The organism is Pantoea sp. K16 (assembly GCF_048452805.1).
GTDB classification, from domain to species: Bacteria; Pseudomonadota; Gammaproteobacteria; order Enterobacterales; family Enterobacteriaceae; genus Pantoea; species Pantoea agglomerans.
In genome coordinates, this window is record NZ_JBLWNV010000004.1 from 302,003 (window position 1) to 318,751 (window position 16,749).

The following is a 16,749-nucleotide window of genomic DNA, read 5'->3' on the forward strand; positions in this document are numbered from 1 at the left end:
ATATACAGGGGCTACATTGGCTCGGTTCTTGCTGGACTAGACCAGCCAGGCCCATCAACTTACACCCGGAGCAACTGAGATGAAAGCGTTTATCGCCTCTGTAGTAGCCAGTGCTGTAGTGCTCACCCTGCCCGTTGCGCAGGCCGCCGATAACGACCTTGCCGCCCTGGAAAAAGCGGCACGCAATGAAGGCCAGGTCAACAGCGTCGGGATGCCGGATAGCTGGGCTAACTGGAAAGACACCTGGAACGACATCAGCAGCAAATATGGCCTTAAGCACAGCGATACCGATATGTCATCGGCGCAGGAGCTGGCGAAATTCGATGCAGAGAAAGAGAACGCCAGCGCTGACATCGGTGACGTGGGTGCCGCCTTTGGCCCGATCGCTGTCGCTAAAGGTGTGACCCAGCCCTATAAACCCACTCACTGGGATCAGATTCCGGCCTGGGCTAAAGATAAAGATGGCCACTGGGCGCTGGCCTATACCGGCACCATCGCCTTTCTGATCGACAAGCAGCAGGTTAAAGATATCCCCCATAGCTGGGCCGATCTGAAAAAAGGTAAGTATGTGGTTACTATCGGTGACGTCGGCGTGGCAGCTCAGGCGGCCAACGGCGTACTGGCGGCAAACTATGCCTTAGGTGGCGATGAGAAGAACCTGAAACCGGCGCTGGCTTTCTTTGCCGATCTGGCTAAACAGGGTCGTCTTGGCGTTACCGATCCGGTGATTGCCAATATCGAAAAAGGCGAAGTGCAGATGGCGGTGGTGTGGGACTTTAACGCCCTGAACTACCGGGACCAGATCGACAAAAACCGCTACGAAGTGGTTATCCCGTCTGATGGCTCCGTGACCTCCGGCTACACCACCGTCATCAACAAATATGCGAAACACCCTAACGCCGCAAAACTGACGCGCGAATATATCTTCTCAGACCAGGGACAGATCAATCTGGCGAAAGGCTATGCCCGTCCTATCCGTGCTGAACATCTGACGCTGCCAGCGGACGTTCAGGCTCGCCTGCTGCCGCAATCTGAATATAAAAATGCCCGTCCGGTGAAGGATCAGGCTGCCTGGGATAAATCGTCGAAAATGCTGCCGCGCCTGTGGCAGGAAAACGTCATCATCAACATGCAGCAGTAATTCGCGGCAGGGAGAACGGAATGAAGACCATCCTGGTAGTGCTGGACGGCCTGAGCAATCAGGTCGCACAACATGCAATGGGTTACCTGCATGCCGAATGTTCGCAGGGCAACGGGTTTTATTACCGTATGACCTGTGAATTACCCTCGCTGTCACGCCCGCTTTATGAGTGCATTCTGACCGGTGTTCCGCCGGTCAGAAGCGGCATTATTCATAATGGCGTCAGTCGGTTAAGCCGCGAGCGTAGCATCTTTCACTTTGCGCGATCGGCGGGACTGACGACTGCGGCGGCGGCCTACCACTGGGTGAGTGAGCTTTATAACCGAACGCCGTTCGTTCCGGCGCGCGATCGTCACACTGACGCGCCGGACCTGCCCATTCAGTATGGCCATTTTTATTCTGATGATAGCTATCCCGACTCGCATCTGTTTGAAGATGCAGAGAGCCTGCGGCTGCGTCACGATCCCGATTTTCTGCTAATCCACCCGATGAATATCGACGATGCCGGTCATAAATCGGGCCTCTCCTCGCCACAGTACCGCAACCGGGCACGCATCGCCGACGGCCTGCTGTCGCAGTGGATGCCCTTGTGGCTGGCTGAAGGCTATCAGGTGATGGTGACCGCCGATCACGGCATGAATGACGATCGCTCCCACGGCGGTATTCTGCCGGAAGAGACCACGGTGCCGCTGTTTGTCTTTGGCCGGGCTTTCTCGCTGCAGCCTGACCTGGCACCGCAGCAGACCGATCTGTGCGGCACGCTGTGTGAACTGCTTGAGGTGGCGCATGACAAGCCGGTCTGTCGCGGCCTGCTGGCGGAGTCGAAGAGATGAGAGGAAAAGGAGTCGCGCTGCTGCTGCTGTTACCGTTCACCCTGTTCTGGGTCGCCTTTCAGCTGGCACCGCTGTTGTGGATCGCCATTAACAGCTTCTGGAGTGAGATGAACAGCCAGTGGGGCTGGGATAACTATCAGGACATTCTCACCTCGCCCTTCTACCAGCAGGCGTTTCGCTTTTCGCTGGATATCTCACTCTGGTCAAGCGTCTACGGCTTACTGATTGCACTGGTCACCGGCTATTCACTGCATCAGCTCGGCGGCGGGCGACTGCAGCGCTTTCTCATCGCTTTTACCAATATGACCAGCAACTTTGCCGGTGTCCCGCTGGCGTTTGCCTTTGTGATTCTGCTGGGGCTGAACGGCTGCCTGACATTGCTGTTGCGCCATTATGGTCTGGTTGAGAGCTTCAGACTCTTCTCGCGCAACGGCATGGTGCTGGTCTACACCTGGTTCCAGATCCCGCTGGGCGTGCTGCTGCTCTACCCGGCGTTCGACGGGCTGAAAAAAGAGTGGCAGGAGTCCGCTGCGCTGCTGGGTGCCAGCCGCTGGCACTACTGGTGGCATATCGGCCTGCCGATTCTGTTTCCGGCGCTGCTCGGGACCTTTGTGATCCTGCTGGCAAATGCGCTGGGCGCTTACGCCACGATTTATGCCCTGACGACGGGTAATTTCAACGTGGTGCCGGTGCGCATTGCCGCGCTGGTCTCCGGCGATATCTCGCTGGATCCCAACACCGGTAGTGCGCTGGCGATGCTGCTGGTGGCGATTATGGCGCTGATTACCCTGGTGCAGCAATATCTGGTGCGCCGTAGCTATCTCAATGCGAAACAGCCATGAAAGGAGCCGCCATGTCACGTGCTGAGCACCTCTATCACCGGATAATGGTCGGGTTACTCTTTACCCTGCTGGCACTGCCTTTACTGGCCACACTGCTTTATGCACTGTCGTCCGACTGGAGTAACACCATTCTGCCACAGGGCTATAGCCTGAAGTGGTTCATCCAGCTCTGGAGCGACCCGCGATTTCTGACGGCGCTGGGCCATTCGCTGCTGATTTGCCTGGGTGCGCTGCTGTTCTCGCTGGTGCTGGTGCTGCCTGCCATGTTTGTAATCGCTTACTATTTTCCTCGACTGGATGCGGTGATGAACGTCCTGATCCTGATGCCTTTCGCCGTGCCGCCGGTGGTGTCGTCAGTGGGATTACTGCAACTCTACTCTTCGTCACCGCTGATGCTGACCGGCACGCCGTGGATCTTAATCGGCTGTTATTTCACTATCGCGTTACCCTTTATCTACCGGGCGCTGGCGAACAATATGCAGGCGATCAACCTCAAAGAGCTGATTGATGCCGCGCAGTTGCTGGGTGCCAGCACCTGGCAGGCGGCGCTGTGGGTCGTGCTGCCCAACCTGCGCAAAGGGATGCTGATTGCCGTGCTGCTCTCTTTCTCCTTCCTGATTGGCGAATTTGTCTTCGCTAACCTGCTGGTCGGCAACCGCTATGAAACCCTGCAGGTTTACCTCTTCAACATGCGTAACGGCAGCGGTCATTTCACCAGCGCGCTGGTGATCTCCTACTTCTTTGTGGTGCTGCTGGTTACCTGGCTGGCCAACGCCCTGAATCCCGAACGAGGCTGAATATGAGTTACCTTGAGGTCAGAGAGCTGAACAAGTCCTATGGACCCACGCCCATTTTTGAGCAGATCGATTTCAGCGCCGCTGAAGGGGAATTTGTCACCCTGCTCGGCCCCAGCGGCTGCGGTAAATCGACGCTGCTGCGTTGTCTGGCGGGATTAACCGGCGTCGACAGCGGTGAAATCAGGCTGGAGGGCAAAGATATCGTGCCGCTGGCCCCGCAGAAGCGCGCCATCGGTATGGTGTTTCAGAGCTATGCGCTGTTTCCCAACATGACGGTAGAGAAGAACGTCGCATTTGGCCTGAAGATGCAGAAACTGCCCGAAGCGCAGATTCGCCAGCGGGTGCTGGAGGTGCTGGAGCTGGTTGAACTCAATGATTATGCACGCCGTTATCCGCACCAGTTGTCAGGCGGGCAGTGTCAGCGCGTGGCACTGGCACGTTCGCTGGTGACGCGTCCGCGTCTGCTGCTGCTGGATGAACCGCTGTCGGCGCTGGATGCGCGTATTCGCCGCCATCTGCGCGATCAAATCCGGCGCATCCAGCGCGAGCTGAATCTCACCACCCTGTTCGTCACCCACGATCAGGAGGAGGCGCTGACGCTATCCGATCGTATCGTGCTGATGAACCGGGGCAAAATCGTGCAGAATGGCGATGCCGAAGCGCTCTATACCCAACCGGTCGATCTCTTCGCCGCCGGATTTATTGGCAACTACAACCTGCTGAGCGCTGAGCAGGCGACGCGACTGACCGGTCAGCCTTTCCACAGCCAGGTGGCCATTCGCCCGGAATCAATGCTGTTCACCGCGCCGGGCCAGGGCATTCCTGCGGAAATCCTCAGCCACAGCCTGCTGGGCAACGTGATCCGCTATCGTATCCGGGCGCATGATGTGGAACTTTCGGTTGATGTGCTTAACCGATCGGCGGCGGATTTGCATCCCGCTGGCAGGAAGATTGGTCTACAATTGGAGATGTCGACTTTGCGCCAGGTGGCTTAAAACACAGGAAAAAATCACGCATAGCACGGCAATCCCCTTCACAGATTGCTCTCTTCCGTCAGGCTGGCAGTCTGTGCTTTAAGCCTGACATTCGAGGAGCGACACCACGTGTTAACCCTGCTTAATTTACTCTCTGCGGTGGCCCTGCTGGTCTGGGGCACGCATATCGTACGAACCGGCATCATGCGGGTCTACGGTGCCGATCTGCGCCGCGTCCTGAGTCGCAGCATAGAAAAAAAACCGATGGCGTTTCTGGCGGGCATTGGCGTGACCACGCTGGTGCAGAGCAGCAACGCCACCACGCTGCTGGTGACCTCTTTTGTGGCGCAGAATCTGGTCAGCCTGACGCCCGCGCTGGTGGTGATTCTTGGCGCGGATGTCGGCACCGCGATTATGGCGCGTATCCTGACATTTGATCTCTCCTGGCTCTCACCGCTGTTTATCTTCTTTGGCGTGGTGTTCTTCCTCAGCCGCAAGCAGACCCGTGCGGGTCAGTTAGGCCGGGCCAGTATTGGCCTGGGCCTGATATTGCTGGCGCTGCAGCTGATTGTCGAAGCGGCTCGCCCGATTACCCAGGCCGCCGGTGTCCAGGTGCTTTTCTCCAGCCTGACCGGCGACGTGATGCTCGATGCGCTGCTGGGTGCGGTGTTCGCCATCATCAGCTACTCCAGCCTGGCCGCGGTGCTGATCACCGCGACGCTCACCGCCACCGGCGTGATTTCATTCAAGGTGGCGCTCTGTCTGGTGATTGGTGCCAATCTCGGTAGCGGCCTGCTGGCGATGATCAACGCCAGCGGCTCGAATGCTGCGGGCAAGCGCGTGGCGCTCGGCAGCCTGCTGTTCAAGCTGATCGGCTGTGTGTTCATCCTGCCGTTTGTCGATATTGTGGCGGAGTGGCTGGATAAGCTGCCGGTCAACGATGAAGAGTTAGTGATTTTCTTCCATGTGTTTTACAACCTGATCCGCTGCGTGGCGATGGTGCCGTTTGCTGACCTGATGGCGCGCCTCTGTCGCCGTATGATCGCCGACGACATGGATAACGCGCTGCACCTCAAGCCGAAGCACCTCGATCGCAGCGCGCTGGATACGCCGGCGCTGGCGCTGGTGAATGCCGCCCGCGAAGCGTTACGCATGGGCGACGTGCTGGAGCAGATGCTGGAGGCGTTTAATAAGGTGGTACATGGCGAATCCCGCGAGGAACGCACGGTGCGCAGGCTGGATGATGATGTCGATGTGCTCTATACCGCCATCAAACTCTATCTGGCGCGGATGCCAAAAGAGGACCTCCCCGAAGAGGACTCACGTCGCTGGGGCGAAATCATTGAAATGTCACTAAATCTGGAGCAGGCCGGGGACATCATTGAGCGGATGAGCGGCGATGTCGCTGACAAGTCGCTGGCAGCGGGCCGCGCGTTCTCTGCCGAGGGATTAAAAGAGCTGCAGGAGCTGCATGAGCTGCTGATCGCTAACCTCAGAATGAGTCTGTCGGTGTTTCTGTCACACGATATCACCAGTGCTAAACGTCTGCGCCGCGCTAAACATCGTTTCCGTCTGATGATCCGCCGCTACTCTCATGCGCATGTTGACCGCCTGCACCAGAAGAACGTGCAGAGTATTGAGACCAGTTCGCTGCATCTCGGTTTACTGGGCGACATGAAGCGCCTGAATTCACTGTTTTGTAGTGTGGCCTACACGGTGCTGGAACAGCCCGACGATGAACGTGACTATGAATAAAACTGAGCGGAGTGAATAACCTGCCGCGCCGGAGCGGCGATCGTCCGGCGCGGCAGCAGTGAGATGCGGCGCAGTGCAATAATGCGCCGCCACTGTTACTTCTTCTTAATCGGCTTTCCTGACCAGTAACCCGCCAGCAGTGAACCTGACAGGTTGTGCCACACCGAGAACAGCGCGCCTGGCAATGCCGCCAGCGGTGAGAAGTAGAGTTTGCCCAGCGTCGCCGCCAGACCGGAGTTTTGCATGCCGACCTCAAGCGCCAGGGTACGGCAGGTTGACTCATCGAAGCCAAACAGCTTACCGCCCCAGTAGCCGCCAAGCAGGCCAATCGCGTTATGCAGGATCACCGCCGCGATCACCATCAGACCCACCGATCCAATAAAGGCCTGACTGCCCGCCACCACCGCACTGATGATCAGCAGAATACAGACCATCGAAAACGCAGGCAGCCAGGGTTCCACCCGGCGAACCACGCTGTTCATGCTGTGATGAATGATCAGTCCCAGGGAGATTGGGATCACGACGATCTTCACGATGCTCAGCAGCATGCCAGCCACATCAACCTGAATGTGGGTATCAACATAAAAGCGGGTTAACAGCGGCGTGGCGAACACCCCCACCAGCGCAGAGACTGACGAGATCGTCACCGACAGCGCCACATCCCCCTTCGCCAGATAGATCATGACGTTGCTGGCGGTGCCGCTGGCAACTGAGCCGACCAGAATCATACCGGCAGCCAGATCGGGCGGCATATGAAACAGTTTTGCCAGTCCCCAGGCGGCTAACGGCATCACCAGATAGTGCAGAAAGGTTCCGGCAATCACCGGCGCAGGTCGGGTCAGGACCCGTTTAAAATCGTCGATATTCAGGGTCACACCCATGCCGAACATAATCAGCATCAGCAGATAAGTGACCCAGGGTCCGATGCCGAGAAATGTACCTGGAGAGTAATAAGCGGCGACAGACAACAGCACGGCCCAGAGCGGGAACAGGCGGGTTAACGTGGCGAGCATAGCCAGACTTCCTTATAAGAATGTTATGTTTTATGCAGATTTGCCATAGAGAGTCATCATGCAGGAACGACTGCCGTGACGAAGGCCGGATCATAACATTTCATTATCATGGCGTAAGGCGAAGATGGGTCGAGGCGGGAAAATGCGGATCGACTGCTGCCGATCCGCTGATTATTGACGAAATTACGCTGCTTTTTCCTCTAAACCGCGGTAGATCAAACCACCAATCACGGCACCGATAATCGGCATTAACCAGAACATCCACAGCTGAGAGATCGCCCAGTCACCCTGGAACAGGGCTGCCGCGGTGCTGCGTGCCGGGTTAACCGAGGTATTCGTCACCGGAATGCTGATCAGATGAATCAGGGTTAACGCCAGGCCAATCGCAATAGGTGCAAAGCCTTTCGGCGCGCGCTCGCTGGTGGCACCCATGATCACAATCAGGAAGATAGCGGTCATCACCCCTTCGGCGATCATACCTGACTGCAGGCTGAAGCCGCCCGGCGAGTGTTCACCGTAGCCATTCGCCGCAAAGCCGCTGGCCGCTGCACTGAAGTCGCCTTTACCGCTGGCGATCAGATAGAGCACCGCGCCAGCGGCAATGCCGCCAGCCAGTTGCGCGATGATGTAAGGGATAGCCTGAGACGCGGGAAAACGTCCGCCTGCCACTAATCCCAGGGTCACCGCCGGGTTAAAGTGCCCGCCTGAGATGTGACCGACCGCATACGCCATGACCAGCACGCTCAGCCCGAAAGCCAGCGCCACGCCCATGAAGCCAATGCCCAGCTCCGGGAACGCAGCTGACAGCACGGCACTTCCACAACCGCCGGCCACCAGCACGAAGGTACCCAGCGCCTCTGCGACTAACCTTTTCATGATATTTCCTAAATTTGGGTGAATTGATTCAGCGGCGGGATTATAAATCTGCGGAAAGGGAGCGCAATGCAGGTGCACGAAATGCGCAGAGAAAGGGGTTGCCATTTGGCAATAACAGAATGTAACTTTATGTATTAAGGGGATTTATCGGAAGTCGCGTGCTGGGGAGTAATGAGGGAGATATGAACCATTCTTGCCGTTTTTCAGGCCGCGCTGACGCGGCCTGAATGGCAGAGAAGTTTACTCGAACAGATTACGATGCAGCGTACGTACCACGCTTTCCGCATCGTTGCCCGGTACCAGGAAGCAGAGGTTGTAGCTGCTGGCACCGTAGCAAATCATCCGCAGGTTGAACGGGTCGAGCACACCAAACACCTCTTTGCCGACGCCGCACGCTTTTGACAGCTGGTTACCGATAATCGCCACCAGCGCCAGATCTTCTTCCACTTCAACCCGGCACAGCGACGAGAGTTCAGTCAGTAAAGCCTGGGTCAGCAGGCTGGCACTGGTTGAGGTCGATCCGGTGGTGTCGAGCGTCAGCGCCACGCTCACTTCGGAGGTGGTGATCAGGTCAACCGAGACGTTATGACGCGCCAGAATATTGAAGAGTTCAGCAAGAAAACCAAACGTATGCAGCATGTTAAGGCTGTGCAGCGTTAACAGCGTCTGCTTACGGCGTAGCGCCAGCGCCCGAAACAGCGGCGGGTTGCGGGTTTCATTGCAGACGCGGGTCCCACCGGCTGCCGGATCCTTGCTGGAACCGACGAATACCGGAATACCCCGGCGTACGGCGGGAAGCAGCGTCGCCGGGTGCAGCACTTTCGCACCGAACGTCGCCATTTCAGCGGCTTCTTCAAAAGTAATTTCATCAATACGCTTCGCCGTCGGCACCACGCGCGGATCGGTGGTGTAGATGCCCGGCACATCCGTCCAGATATCCACACGCGCCGCATTCAGCGCTTCGCCCAGCAGCGCGGCGGTGTAATCACTGCCGCCGCGACCCAGGGTGGTGGTGCGCCCTTCGCTTTCACTGCCGATGAACCCCTGAGTAATGACCAATGCCTGCTCAATGCGCGGCTGTAACTGCGCCGTCGCCTGCTCCGCCAGCACCTGTACATCCGGTACTGCCCGGCCAAAATGATCGTCGGTACGCATTACCTTGCGGACATCGAACCACTCCGCATTAACCTGGCGTTCACGCAGAATTTCCACAAACAGCAGTGATGACATCAGCTCACCGTGGCTGACCAGTTCATCGGTCAGGGCATTCGAGGTGGCCAGTGAGGCGGCTTCGGAAAGCATGCTGATATTGTCGATCATCCGATCGATTTCATCGCGGATCACTTCCGGACGCTGCAGGCGATCAACAATGGCGTACTGGATACGGCGGATATCATCAAGCAGCACAGCGCGCTGGGGAGCCTGCTGGCCTTCAGCCAGCGCAACCAGCAGATTAGTAATGCCCGCCGAAGCAGAGAGCACCACCAGACGCGTGCTGGCGTCCTGCAACACCACATCGGCGCTGCGGTTCATCGCTTCAAAATCGGCTACGCTGGTGCCGCCGAATTTTGCCACTATCAGTGTTTGAGACATGTAGGACCTCGTGTCAGGTTATCTTGTTCTCGCCGATGAAAGGGTCGAGAAACATTCTTTCAGCCAGGCACAAGGAAAGAGCAGAAACGGGCGGACAAGATCGGATAGACGAGTCACCCAGAAGCGCCCCACCTTGCGAAACGTCGACTGCAGACGTTTCTGGTGACAACCCAGAGGATTCAGCCCCTGTAGCCGACAGGCAGCACACCGCGTGCTGACCCACCTCGGCGTCGCTCCCCATCATGTGTTTTCACCGGATACGGTTCCTCCAACACACTGCCTGGGCGACGCGCCTCTTCTGGCTTGCGCACAGGTGCGCAAGTAGGCGCATAGATCTAGCCTTTTCTGGACCTGCTGTCAATGTCAGCGATGCCCGGAGCGCCGCATCAGAAAACAAATGACTCTGCGTCGCAGCGGCTACAGTGCTTAATGGGTTCAGCCCATGCAGCAATCCCTGATACGGCACAACGTTTTGCGCAGACTTTCGCGTCACACTTTACCGCGCGTTGCCTCTGCGGTCCGCTGGCTGTTCGCGCCAGTGAATGCTGGCGATAAACAGCGGCGTTCAGATCGCCTGTCCGGCGCGCGCTGACAAAATTTTTCCTTTCAGTTACAACTGTGGTCATACTGAAACGCTAAACGGGCATGATGTGCCTCCGATGGAATGACGGTTCTTAATATCAACAAGAGTGTTGCCATGAAAAATATCAATCCGACACAAACCGCAGCCTGGAAAGCGCTGCAACAGCATTTTGAGCAGATGAAGTCGGTAGAAATTGCCGATCTGTTCGCCCAGGATGCCGATCGTTTTGCCAAATTCTCTGCCACCTTTGATGATCAGATGCTGGTGGATTTCTCCAAAAACCGCATCACCCAGGAAACCCTCGATAAGTTACAGGCGCTGGCCAAAGAGACCGACCTGAGCGGTGCCATTAAGTCTATGTTCTCGGGTGAGAAGATTAACCGCACCGAAGATCGTGCGGTGCTGCACGTCGCGCTGCGTAACCGCAGTAACACGCCGATTCTGGTGGATGGCAAAGATGTGATGCCAGAGGTCAACGCGGTGCTGGATAAGATGAAAGGCTTCTCTGAGCGCATCATCAGCGGCGAATGGAAAGGCTATACCGGTAAAGCGATCACCGACGTGGTGAATATCGGTATCGGCGGCTCTGACCTCGGCCCGTTTATGGTGACTGAAGCGCTGCGCCCGTACAAAAACCATCTGAACATGCATTTTGTCTCTAACGTTGACGGCACCCACATCGCCGAAACGCTGAAAGACCTCAGCCCGGAAACCACCCTGTTCCTGGTGGCATCGAAAACCTTCACCACCCAGGAAACCATGACCAACGCCCACAGCGCGCGCGACTGGTTCCTGAAAACGGCAGGCGACCAGCAGCACGTAGCGAAACACTTTGCTGCGCTGTCGACCAACGCCAAAGCGGTGGGCGAATTTGGTATCGACACCAACAACATGTTTGAATTCTGGGACTGGGTTGGCGGCCGCTATTCACTGTGGTCAGCGATCGGCCTGTCGATCATTCTCTCGATTGGTTTCGATAACTTCGAGCAGCTGCTGAGCGGCGCACATGCCATGGACCAGCACTTCGCCTCTGCGCCGGCTGAGCAGAACCTGCCGGTGCTGCTGGCACTGATTGGCATCTGGTACAACAATTTCTTTGGTGCTGAAACCGAAGCGATTCTGCCTTACGACCAGTACATGCACCGCTTTGCCGCCTATTTCCAGCAGGGCAATATGGAGTCAAACGGCAAGTATGTGGATCGTGCCGGTCATCCGGTGGACTACCAGACTGGCCCAATCATCTGGGGCGAACCTGGCACCAACGGTCAGCACGCGTTTTATCAGCTGATCCACCAGGGTACCAAGCTGGTTCCGTGCGACTTTATTGCGCCGGCCATTACCCATAATGCGCTCGCGGATCACCATCCGAAGCTGCTCTCTAACTTCTTTGCCCAGACTGAAGCGCTGGCGTTTGGTAAGTCACGCGACGTCGTAGAGAAAGAGTTTACCGATGCCGGTAAATCTGCAGAGTCTGTAGCCCATATCGTGCCGTTCAAGGTGTTTGAAGGTAACCGCCCGACTAACTCCATCCTGCTGCGTGAGATTACCCCTTACAGCCTGGGCGCGCTGATTGCCCTGTATGAGCACAAAATCTTCACTCAGGGTGCCATCCTGAATATCTTCACTTTCGATCAGTGGGGTGTGGAATTAGGTAAGCAGCTGGCGAACCGTATTCTGCCGGAACTGGAAAACGAGGACGAAGTTACCACTCACGACAGCTCCACTAATGCCTTAATTAACCGCTATAAATCCTGGCGTTAATCGGCGTTAATTTCATCGGGCGGCCACTTTGCCGCCCTTTTTTTGACTGTTTTTACATCTGAATGGGCTGTTTATATCGTTGGAGAGCATGGGTTGTCAGGGAAAAGTCTTAAAATAACCTAAGATAATTCTGAACATCGATGCGCTGAACTGGCCAGCATAAAGTATAAAATGGTCCTGAAATCGGGTAATCTCTATTGTTAGCTATTGATTCATAATCATATTCAGTTTCAGCAATCCTGAGTAAATTCTGATTATTCTTATTCCGTACCAGATATTAATAAAAAAGAACATTACGCTTTGCAATTGATTCGCCAGCAGCGAAATATCTGGCATCAGCCCGAAATATTCCGATATAAAAAGTAGTTATCCCCAATCCAGCTAATTAAATCACGCGCCCACCCCGCTATTCATCCTGGTTTTTCCGGTGCTGAACTCTGGTATTTTGTTGCCCTATACTGAACGCGCCCGCAATGGGACTGTCCGTCGATTTTGCCGCAGTCTGACTGCGTTGCAACCTCAGCGGACAGAGATCCTTCATTCACTCAATGCAGGAAACGCTGTTATGAAAAAAACTATGGTTGCCGGTGCAGCCTTGATCTTCGTTGCCGTCTCTTCCAGCGCATTTGCTGCGCCGGAAGAAGCTGGTACCGCAGCTGGCGCGCAGGCAGGAGCAATCTCTGCTGGCACGTCGACCGCTGTGGGTATCGGTGCACTTGGCGCGCTGGTCGGGCTCGGCATTGCCGCTTCTGGCGGTGGTGACGGTGCAAATACCGGTACAACAACCACGACCACGACGAGCACCACTCGTTGATGGATGCCCGACCCCCGTCTGATTGCTGATCTGCAGCAAACGGGCAGAGGCTGAACCACTGACTTCGGTGAGTGAGGACGCTGAGCCACGTAACCTGTATTTCTGCAGCCGGAACGGGACGGGCAGAGCACCTTTAAACATAACCACACGCCTGTGTGGTTATTTTTTACTTTGGCATGACTTATCAGGGACACACAGTGCGCCAACTTCCTCTGCTGCTCGCTTGCCTGCTGCTGCAGGCCTGTACACAAACGCAAAAAGGTCTTGAACAGACTCTGCTGCTTGCGGTTAACGGTCCGGACGACGTGACCGTTACCGATCAACAGGTCAATAATCTTCCCTATGCCAGTCTCTATGCTCGCCTGAATGAAGGTCCGCGCATTTTTGTGGTGCTCGGCTACAACGAGAAAGGTCAGCAGAAATGGGTGACACAGGATCAGGCGATGCTGGTGACACAGCATGGCCGCCTGGTTAAAACCCTGGGCTTGCCGGATAACCTGCTGAGCGTCAGCAATCTGCAACAGGATCCGCTCGCTGACAGCCTGCATATCAGCAACGGTGCAGGCTGGACCCGCATCGTGCAGTGGACCGAACAGGGCAAGGTTCGCGGCGCGACTGTGCGTTCAACCTTCCAGCGCGGCACCGACGAAGTCCTGACCGTGGCGGGCAACCGCATTCCGTGCCGCGTCTGGCATGAGCAGGTGAGCATCGACAGCAGTAACCGCGAGTGGGAAAACACCTTCTGGATCGATAACAGCAGCGGCGATGTGGTGCAGGCCCATCAGATGCTGGCGGCAGACGCCTTCCCTGTAGATATCACTATTCTGAAGCCGGCGAAATCATGAAAAAAATCACTTTTTTGCTGGCCGGGCTGAGCCTGTTCAGCGCCGCAGAAGCGCAGGCAACTGCGCAGGTTATCGTTCATGCACCGCACAACGGCGGTCAGGCTGAGCTGAGCCAGGTCGCGGATCTCTCCCAGCTGGTGACTCTGCCTCCACTGCAGGTCAACACTGACTGGCGTGCGACCTTTATTGCCGAGCGCGGCGCCAGCGCGGTGGCACAGCAGCACTATCAACAGACGCTGGGCGCGTTACGTGCCTGGCGTGCCGACAGCAGCGGCGATCGGGCGGCGGCCATTGATGAGGTGATCCGCCAGCTGAGCGCCATCAAAGTAGCAGGTCGCCAGTTCACGTCGCTCGACCCGGACTGGATCCGTCTGCATCCGGCTGACAACCGTCGGCTGGAAGGCAGCTATGACCTCTATCTGCAGGCCCCCTCAGATTCTGTACTGCTGCTCGGCGCGCTGAGCGGCGCAGGCAAAGTGAGCTGGCAGCCGGTTAAATCAGTACGCGACTATCTGGATGGTCATGACGCACTCTCCGGGGCAGAACGCAATTTTGTCACCGTGATTGCACCTTCAGGCGCCACACAGCAGGTGCCGGTTGCCTACTGGAATCATCGCCACGCGGAAGTGGAGCCAGGCAGCATTATCTGGCTCGGCTTTTCGTCATGGAGCCTGCCAGGCAGCTATGAAGACCTTAATGAACGCATCCTTTCCGTACTGACTCACCGGATACCAGACTGATGAAAAAACGTTATCTCTTCAGCCTGTTGGCTGTTTCCGTGGCGGCAGCCTGTCAGGCGCAGGCTGACACCTGGCCCGAGCCGGTGGGCCCTTCACAATCCGATTTCGGCGGCGTGGGTCTGATGCAGGTGCCGACGGCGCGCATGGCCAAAGAGGGCGAGTTCAGCCTCAACGCGCGCGACAACGATCAGTACCGATACTACTCCGCGTCACTGCAGCTCTTTCCCTGGCTGGAGACCACTGTGCGGTATACCGACGTGCGCACCCGTCAGTACAGTGCGGTCTCAGAATTCAGCGGCACGCAGAGCTATAAAGATAAAGCCTTCGACCTGAAACTCCGTCTGTGGCAGGAGGGCTTCTGGCTGCCGGAAGTGGCGGTGGGAACCCGCGATCTGGGCGGTACCGGTCTGTTCGACAGCGAATACCTGGTGGCGACCAAAGCATGGGGACCGTTCGACTTTACCCTGGGGCTTGGCTGGGGCTATCTCGGCAATAGCGGCACCGTGAAGAACCCCTTCTGCTCATACAGCGACAGCTATTGCCAGCGTCCGCAGGTGGGCGAAGCGGGTTCAATCAACGGCTCGCAGATGTTCCACGGTCCGACGGCGCTGTTTGGCGGCGTGGAGTATCAGACGCCCTGGCAGCCGCTGCGCCTTAAAATGGAGTATGAGGGCAACGACTACCAGAATGACTTTGCTGGTCGCCTTGAGCAGCGCAGCAAGCTCAACGTCGGCGCGATTTATCGCGTGACCGACTGGGCCGACATCAACGCCAGCTACGAACGCGGTAACACCTTTATGTTTGGTGTCACCATTCGCACCAACTTCAACGATCTGCGTCAGGCGCACATCGACAGCGAGAAGCCTTCCTACAATCCGCAGCCGCAGCCTAAGTTGCTGGAGCCGACGGTGGTGGGCACTCAGCTGACCGATCTGAAATACAATGCCGGTCTCGATGGTCCGCGTATTCAGACTCAGGGTCACACGATCTATGTGTCAGGCGAGCAGACGAAGTATCGCGATACCCGTGAAGGGGTGGATCGTGCGAACCGCATCATTATGAACCACCTGCCTGACGGCATCGACACCATCAATGTCACCGAGTCGCGCTTTAACATGCCACAGGTGACGACTGAGACGCAGGTCGCCAGCCTGCGTAACAATCTGGAAGGCTATCCGCTGGGCCATGAGCAGCCACTGCAACAGACCCGCAAAGAACCGGTCGATCCGGGTACCACTGAGCAGGGGATGTTTATCCGTCAGGATCGCCTGAACTACAGTCTGTCGCCGGTGCTGAATCAGTCGGTGGGCGGCCCGGAAAGCTTCTATATGTATCAGGTCGGCGTGATGGCCAGCGCTGATTACTGGCTGACGGATCACCTGCTGGTGGGCGGTAGTCTGTTTGGTAACCTCGCCAACAACTACGACAAGTTCAACTACAACGGCGCACCGGCGGACTCTTCGCTGCCGCGCGTGCGTACCCATATCCGCGACTACGTTGAGAACAACGTCTACGTCAACGATCTGCAGGCGAACTATATGGGTCACCTCGGTAACGGCTTCTATGGTCAGGTTTACGGCGGGTACCTGGAGACGATGTATGGCGGCGTGGGCGGCGAGCTGCTCTATCGTCCGGTCGATGCGAACTGGGCGGTGGGCGTCGATGCCAACTATGTCCGTCAGCGTGACTGGGACAACATGATGCAGTTTAACCGCTATAAAGCCTCAACCGGCAACCTGACGGGTTACTGGCGTCCATGGTTCATGCAGGATGTACTGGTGAAAACCAGCGTCGGTCAGTATCTGGCGAAAGATAAAGGCGTGACGGTCGATGTGTCGAAGCGCTTCGACAGTGGCGTGATGGTGGGTGTCTATGCCACCAAAACCAACGTCTCGTCTGAAGAGTATGGCGAAGGCGACTTCACCAAAGGCTTCTATATCTCCATCCCAATGGATCTGTTCACCGTGACGCCAACGCGCGGTCGCGCGCAGGTGAACTGGGTGCCGCTGACGCGTGATGGCGGTCAGATGCTGGGTCGCAAGTACCAGCTGTATGATCTGACGTCCGATCGCGACGCGCGCTTTAACTAAGCAGATGGCGGCCTCAGGGCCGTTTCATGCGGTTAACAGAAAGCAGGCTCAGGGAGCATACGCCTGAAGCAAAGCATAGCAATGAGATCGCG

At 56.8% G+C, this 16,749-nt stretch carries 14 protein-coding genes and 1 riboswitch; of the genes, 11 read left to right on the top strand and 3 right to left on the bottom strand.

Annotated elements, in window-relative coordinates:
* Window positions 1-79: 79 nt before the first annotated feature.
* The 6 genes from ACK13D_RS07555 to ACK13D_RS07580 all read left to right on the top strand — a co-directional run bounded on the left by ACK13D_RS07555 (window position 80) and on the right by ACK13D_RS07580 (window position 6,342).
* A complete protein-coding gene (locus ACK13D_RS07555) occupies window positions 80-1,141 on the top strand; it encodes an ABC transporter substrate-binding protein (RefSeq protein ID WP_187500846.1) in 1,062 nt (353 codons plus the stop codon).
* Window positions 1,142-1,161: 20 nt separating this feature from the next.
* On the top strand, window positions 1,162-1,974 hold the full coding sequence (locus ACK13D_RS07560) for an alkaline phosphatase family protein (protein ID WP_022625211.1): 813 nt from the start codon (window positions 1,162-1,164) through the stop codon (window positions 1,972-1,974).
* Window positions 1,971-2,816, top strand: coding sequence for an ABC transporter permease (locus ACK13D_RS07565; protein ID WP_010252254.1), 846 nt, complete (start codon window positions 1,971-1,973; stop codon window positions 2,814-2,816). Before ACK13D_RS07560 ends, ACK13D_RS07565 begins: the two co-directional genes overlap by 4 nt.
* 11 nt (window positions 2,817-2,827) lie before the next feature.
* Complete coding sequence (locus tag ACK13D_RS07570; RefSeq protein WP_031593877.1) at window positions 2,828-3,613, top strand: ABC transporter permease; 786 nt, start codon at window positions 2,828-2,830, stop codon at window positions 3,611-3,613.
* A gap of 2 nt (window positions 3,614-3,615) precedes the next feature.
* Window positions 3,616-4,608, top strand: a complete 993-nt coding sequence (locus ACK13D_RS07575) for an ABC transporter ATP-binding protein (protein ID WP_010252646.1) — start codon at window positions 3,616-3,618, stop codon at window positions 4,606-4,608.
* Window positions 4,609-4,716: 108 nt separating this feature from the next.
* Entirely contained in the window at window positions 4,717-6,342 is a 1,626-nt protein-coding gene (locus ACK13D_RS07580) for a Na/Pi cotransporter family protein (RefSeq protein ID WP_163799198.1), read from the top strand.
* 95 nt (window positions 6,343-6,437) lie between these two features.
* On the opposite strand, the gene panS is transcribed toward ACK13D_RS07580, so the two are convergent.
* The 3 genes from panS to lysC form a co-directional block, all read right to left on the bottom strand.
* Window positions 6,438-7,355, bottom strand: coding sequence for a ketopantoate/pantoate/pantothenate transporter PanS (gene panS, locus ACK13D_RS07585; protein ID WP_010252655.1), 918 nt, complete (start codon window positions 7,353-7,355; stop codon window positions 6,438-6,440).
* 183 nt (window positions 7,356-7,538) lie between these two features.
* Window positions 7,539-8,231: an aquaporin Z gene (gene aqpZ, locus ACK13D_RS07590; RefSeq protein ID WP_010672203.1), complete on the bottom strand. Its 693-nt coding sequence runs from the start codon at window positions 8,229-8,231 to the stop codon at window positions 7,539-7,541.
* Window positions 8,232-8,471: 240 nt separating this feature from the next.
* On the bottom strand, window positions 8,472-9,824 hold the full coding sequence (lysC, locus tag ACK13D_RS07595) for a lysine-sensitive aspartokinase 3 (RefSeq protein ID WP_022625207.1): 1,353 nt from the start codon (window positions 9,822-9,824) through the stop codon (window positions 8,472-8,474).
* 113 nt (window positions 9,825-9,937) lie between these two features.
* A riboswitch (Lysine riboswitch) is annotated at window positions 9,938-10,130 on the bottom strand.
* A gap of 391 nt (window positions 10,131-10,521) precedes the next feature.
* Between lysC and pgi the strand changes: the two genes are divergently transcribed.
* From pgi to ACK13D_RS07620, 5 genes are all read left to right on the top strand, one after another.
* The gene (gene pgi / locus ACK13D_RS07600) at window positions 10,522-12,168 is read left to right on the top strand and encodes a glucose-6-phosphate isomerase (RefSeq protein ID WP_010672201.1); all 1,647 of its coding nucleotides are present in this window, start codon (window positions 10,522-10,524) and stop codon (window positions 12,166-12,168) included.
* A 565-nt stretch (window positions 12,169-12,733) separates the two neighbouring features.
* Complete coding sequence (gene yjbE / locus ACK13D_RS07605; RefSeq protein ID WP_010252668.1) at window positions 12,734-12,982, top strand: exopolysaccharide production protein YjbE; 249 nt, start codon at window positions 12,734-12,736, stop codon at window positions 12,980-12,982.
* A gap of 197 nt (window positions 12,983-13,179) precedes the next feature.
* Entirely contained in the window at window positions 13,180-13,827 is a 648-nt protein-coding gene (locus tag ACK13D_RS07610) for a YjbF family lipoprotein (RefSeq protein ID WP_010672200.1), read from the top strand.
* Window positions 13,824-14,567 carry a capsule biosynthesis GfcC family protein gene (locus ACK13D_RS07615; RefSeq protein WP_418796054.1) on the top strand — a complete coding sequence of 248 codons (744 nt, stop codon included), beginning with the start codon at window positions 13,824-13,826 and terminating at the stop codon, window positions 14,565-14,567. The genes ACK13D_RS07610 and ACK13D_RS07615 overlap by 4 nt, the downstream gene beginning before the upstream one ends.
* Window positions 14,567-16,657 carry a YjbH domain-containing protein gene (locus tag ACK13D_RS07620; RefSeq protein ID WP_010672199.1) on the top strand — a complete coding sequence of 697 codons (2,091 nt, stop codon included), beginning with the start codon at window positions 14,567-14,569 and terminating at the stop codon, window positions 16,655-16,657. The genes ACK13D_RS07615 and ACK13D_RS07620 overlap by 1 nt, the downstream gene beginning before the upstream one ends.
* Window positions 16,658-16,749 lie beyond the last annotated feature (92 nt).

What these genes read in the sequence shown, in the direction of transcription:
- ACK13D_RS07620 (WP_010672199.1), top strand. Translation starts at nt 14,567, where the DNA reads ATGAAAAAACGTTATCTCTTCAGCCTGTTGGCTGTTTCCGTGGCGGCA.
- pgi (WP_010672201.1), top strand. Translation starts at nt 10,522, where the DNA reads ATGAAAAATATCAATCCGACACAAACCGCAGCCTGGAAAGCGCTGCAA.
- ACK13D_RS07575 (WP_010252646.1), top strand. Translation starts at nt 3,616, where the DNA reads ATGAGTTACCTTGAGGTCAGAGAGCTGAACAAGTCCTATGGACCCACG.
- ACK13D_RS07565 (WP_010252254.1), top strand. Translation starts at nt 1,971, where the DNA reads ATGAGAGGAAAAGGAGTCGCGCTGCTGCTGCTGTTACCGTTCACCCTG.
- lysC (WP_022625207.1), bottom strand. Translation starts at nt 9,824, where the DNA reads ATGTCTCAAACACTGATAGTGGCAAAATTCGGCGGCACCAGCGTAGCC.
- ACK13D_RS07560 (WP_022625211.1), top strand. Translation starts at nt 1,162, where the DNA reads ATGAAGACCATCCTGGTAGTGCTGGACGGCCTGAGCAATCAGGTCGCA.
- ACK13D_RS07615 (WP_418796054.1), top strand. Translation starts at nt 13,824, where the DNA reads ATGAAAAAAATCACTTTTTTGCTGGCCGGGCTGAGCCTGTTCAGCGCC.
- yjbE (WP_010252668.1), top strand. Translation starts at nt 12,734, where the DNA reads ATGAAAAAAACTATGGTTGCCGGTGCAGCCTTGATCTTCGTTGCCGTC.
- aqpZ (WP_010672203.1), bottom strand. Translation starts at nt 8,231, where the DNA reads ATGAAAAGGTTAGTCGCAGAGGCGCTGGGTACCTTCGTGCTGGTGGCC.
- panS (WP_010252655.1), bottom strand. Translation starts at nt 7,355, where the DNA reads ATGCTCGCCACGTTAACCCGCCTGTTCCCGCTCTGGGCCGTGCTGTTG.
- ACK13D_RS07555 (WP_187500846.1), top strand. Translation starts at nt 80, where the DNA reads ATGAAAGCGTTTATCGCCTCTGTAGTAGCCAGTGCTGTAGTGCTCACC.
- ACK13D_RS07570 (WP_031593877.1), top strand. Translation starts at nt 2,828, where the DNA reads ATGTCACGTGCTGAGCACCTCTATCACCGGATAATGGTCGGGTTACTC.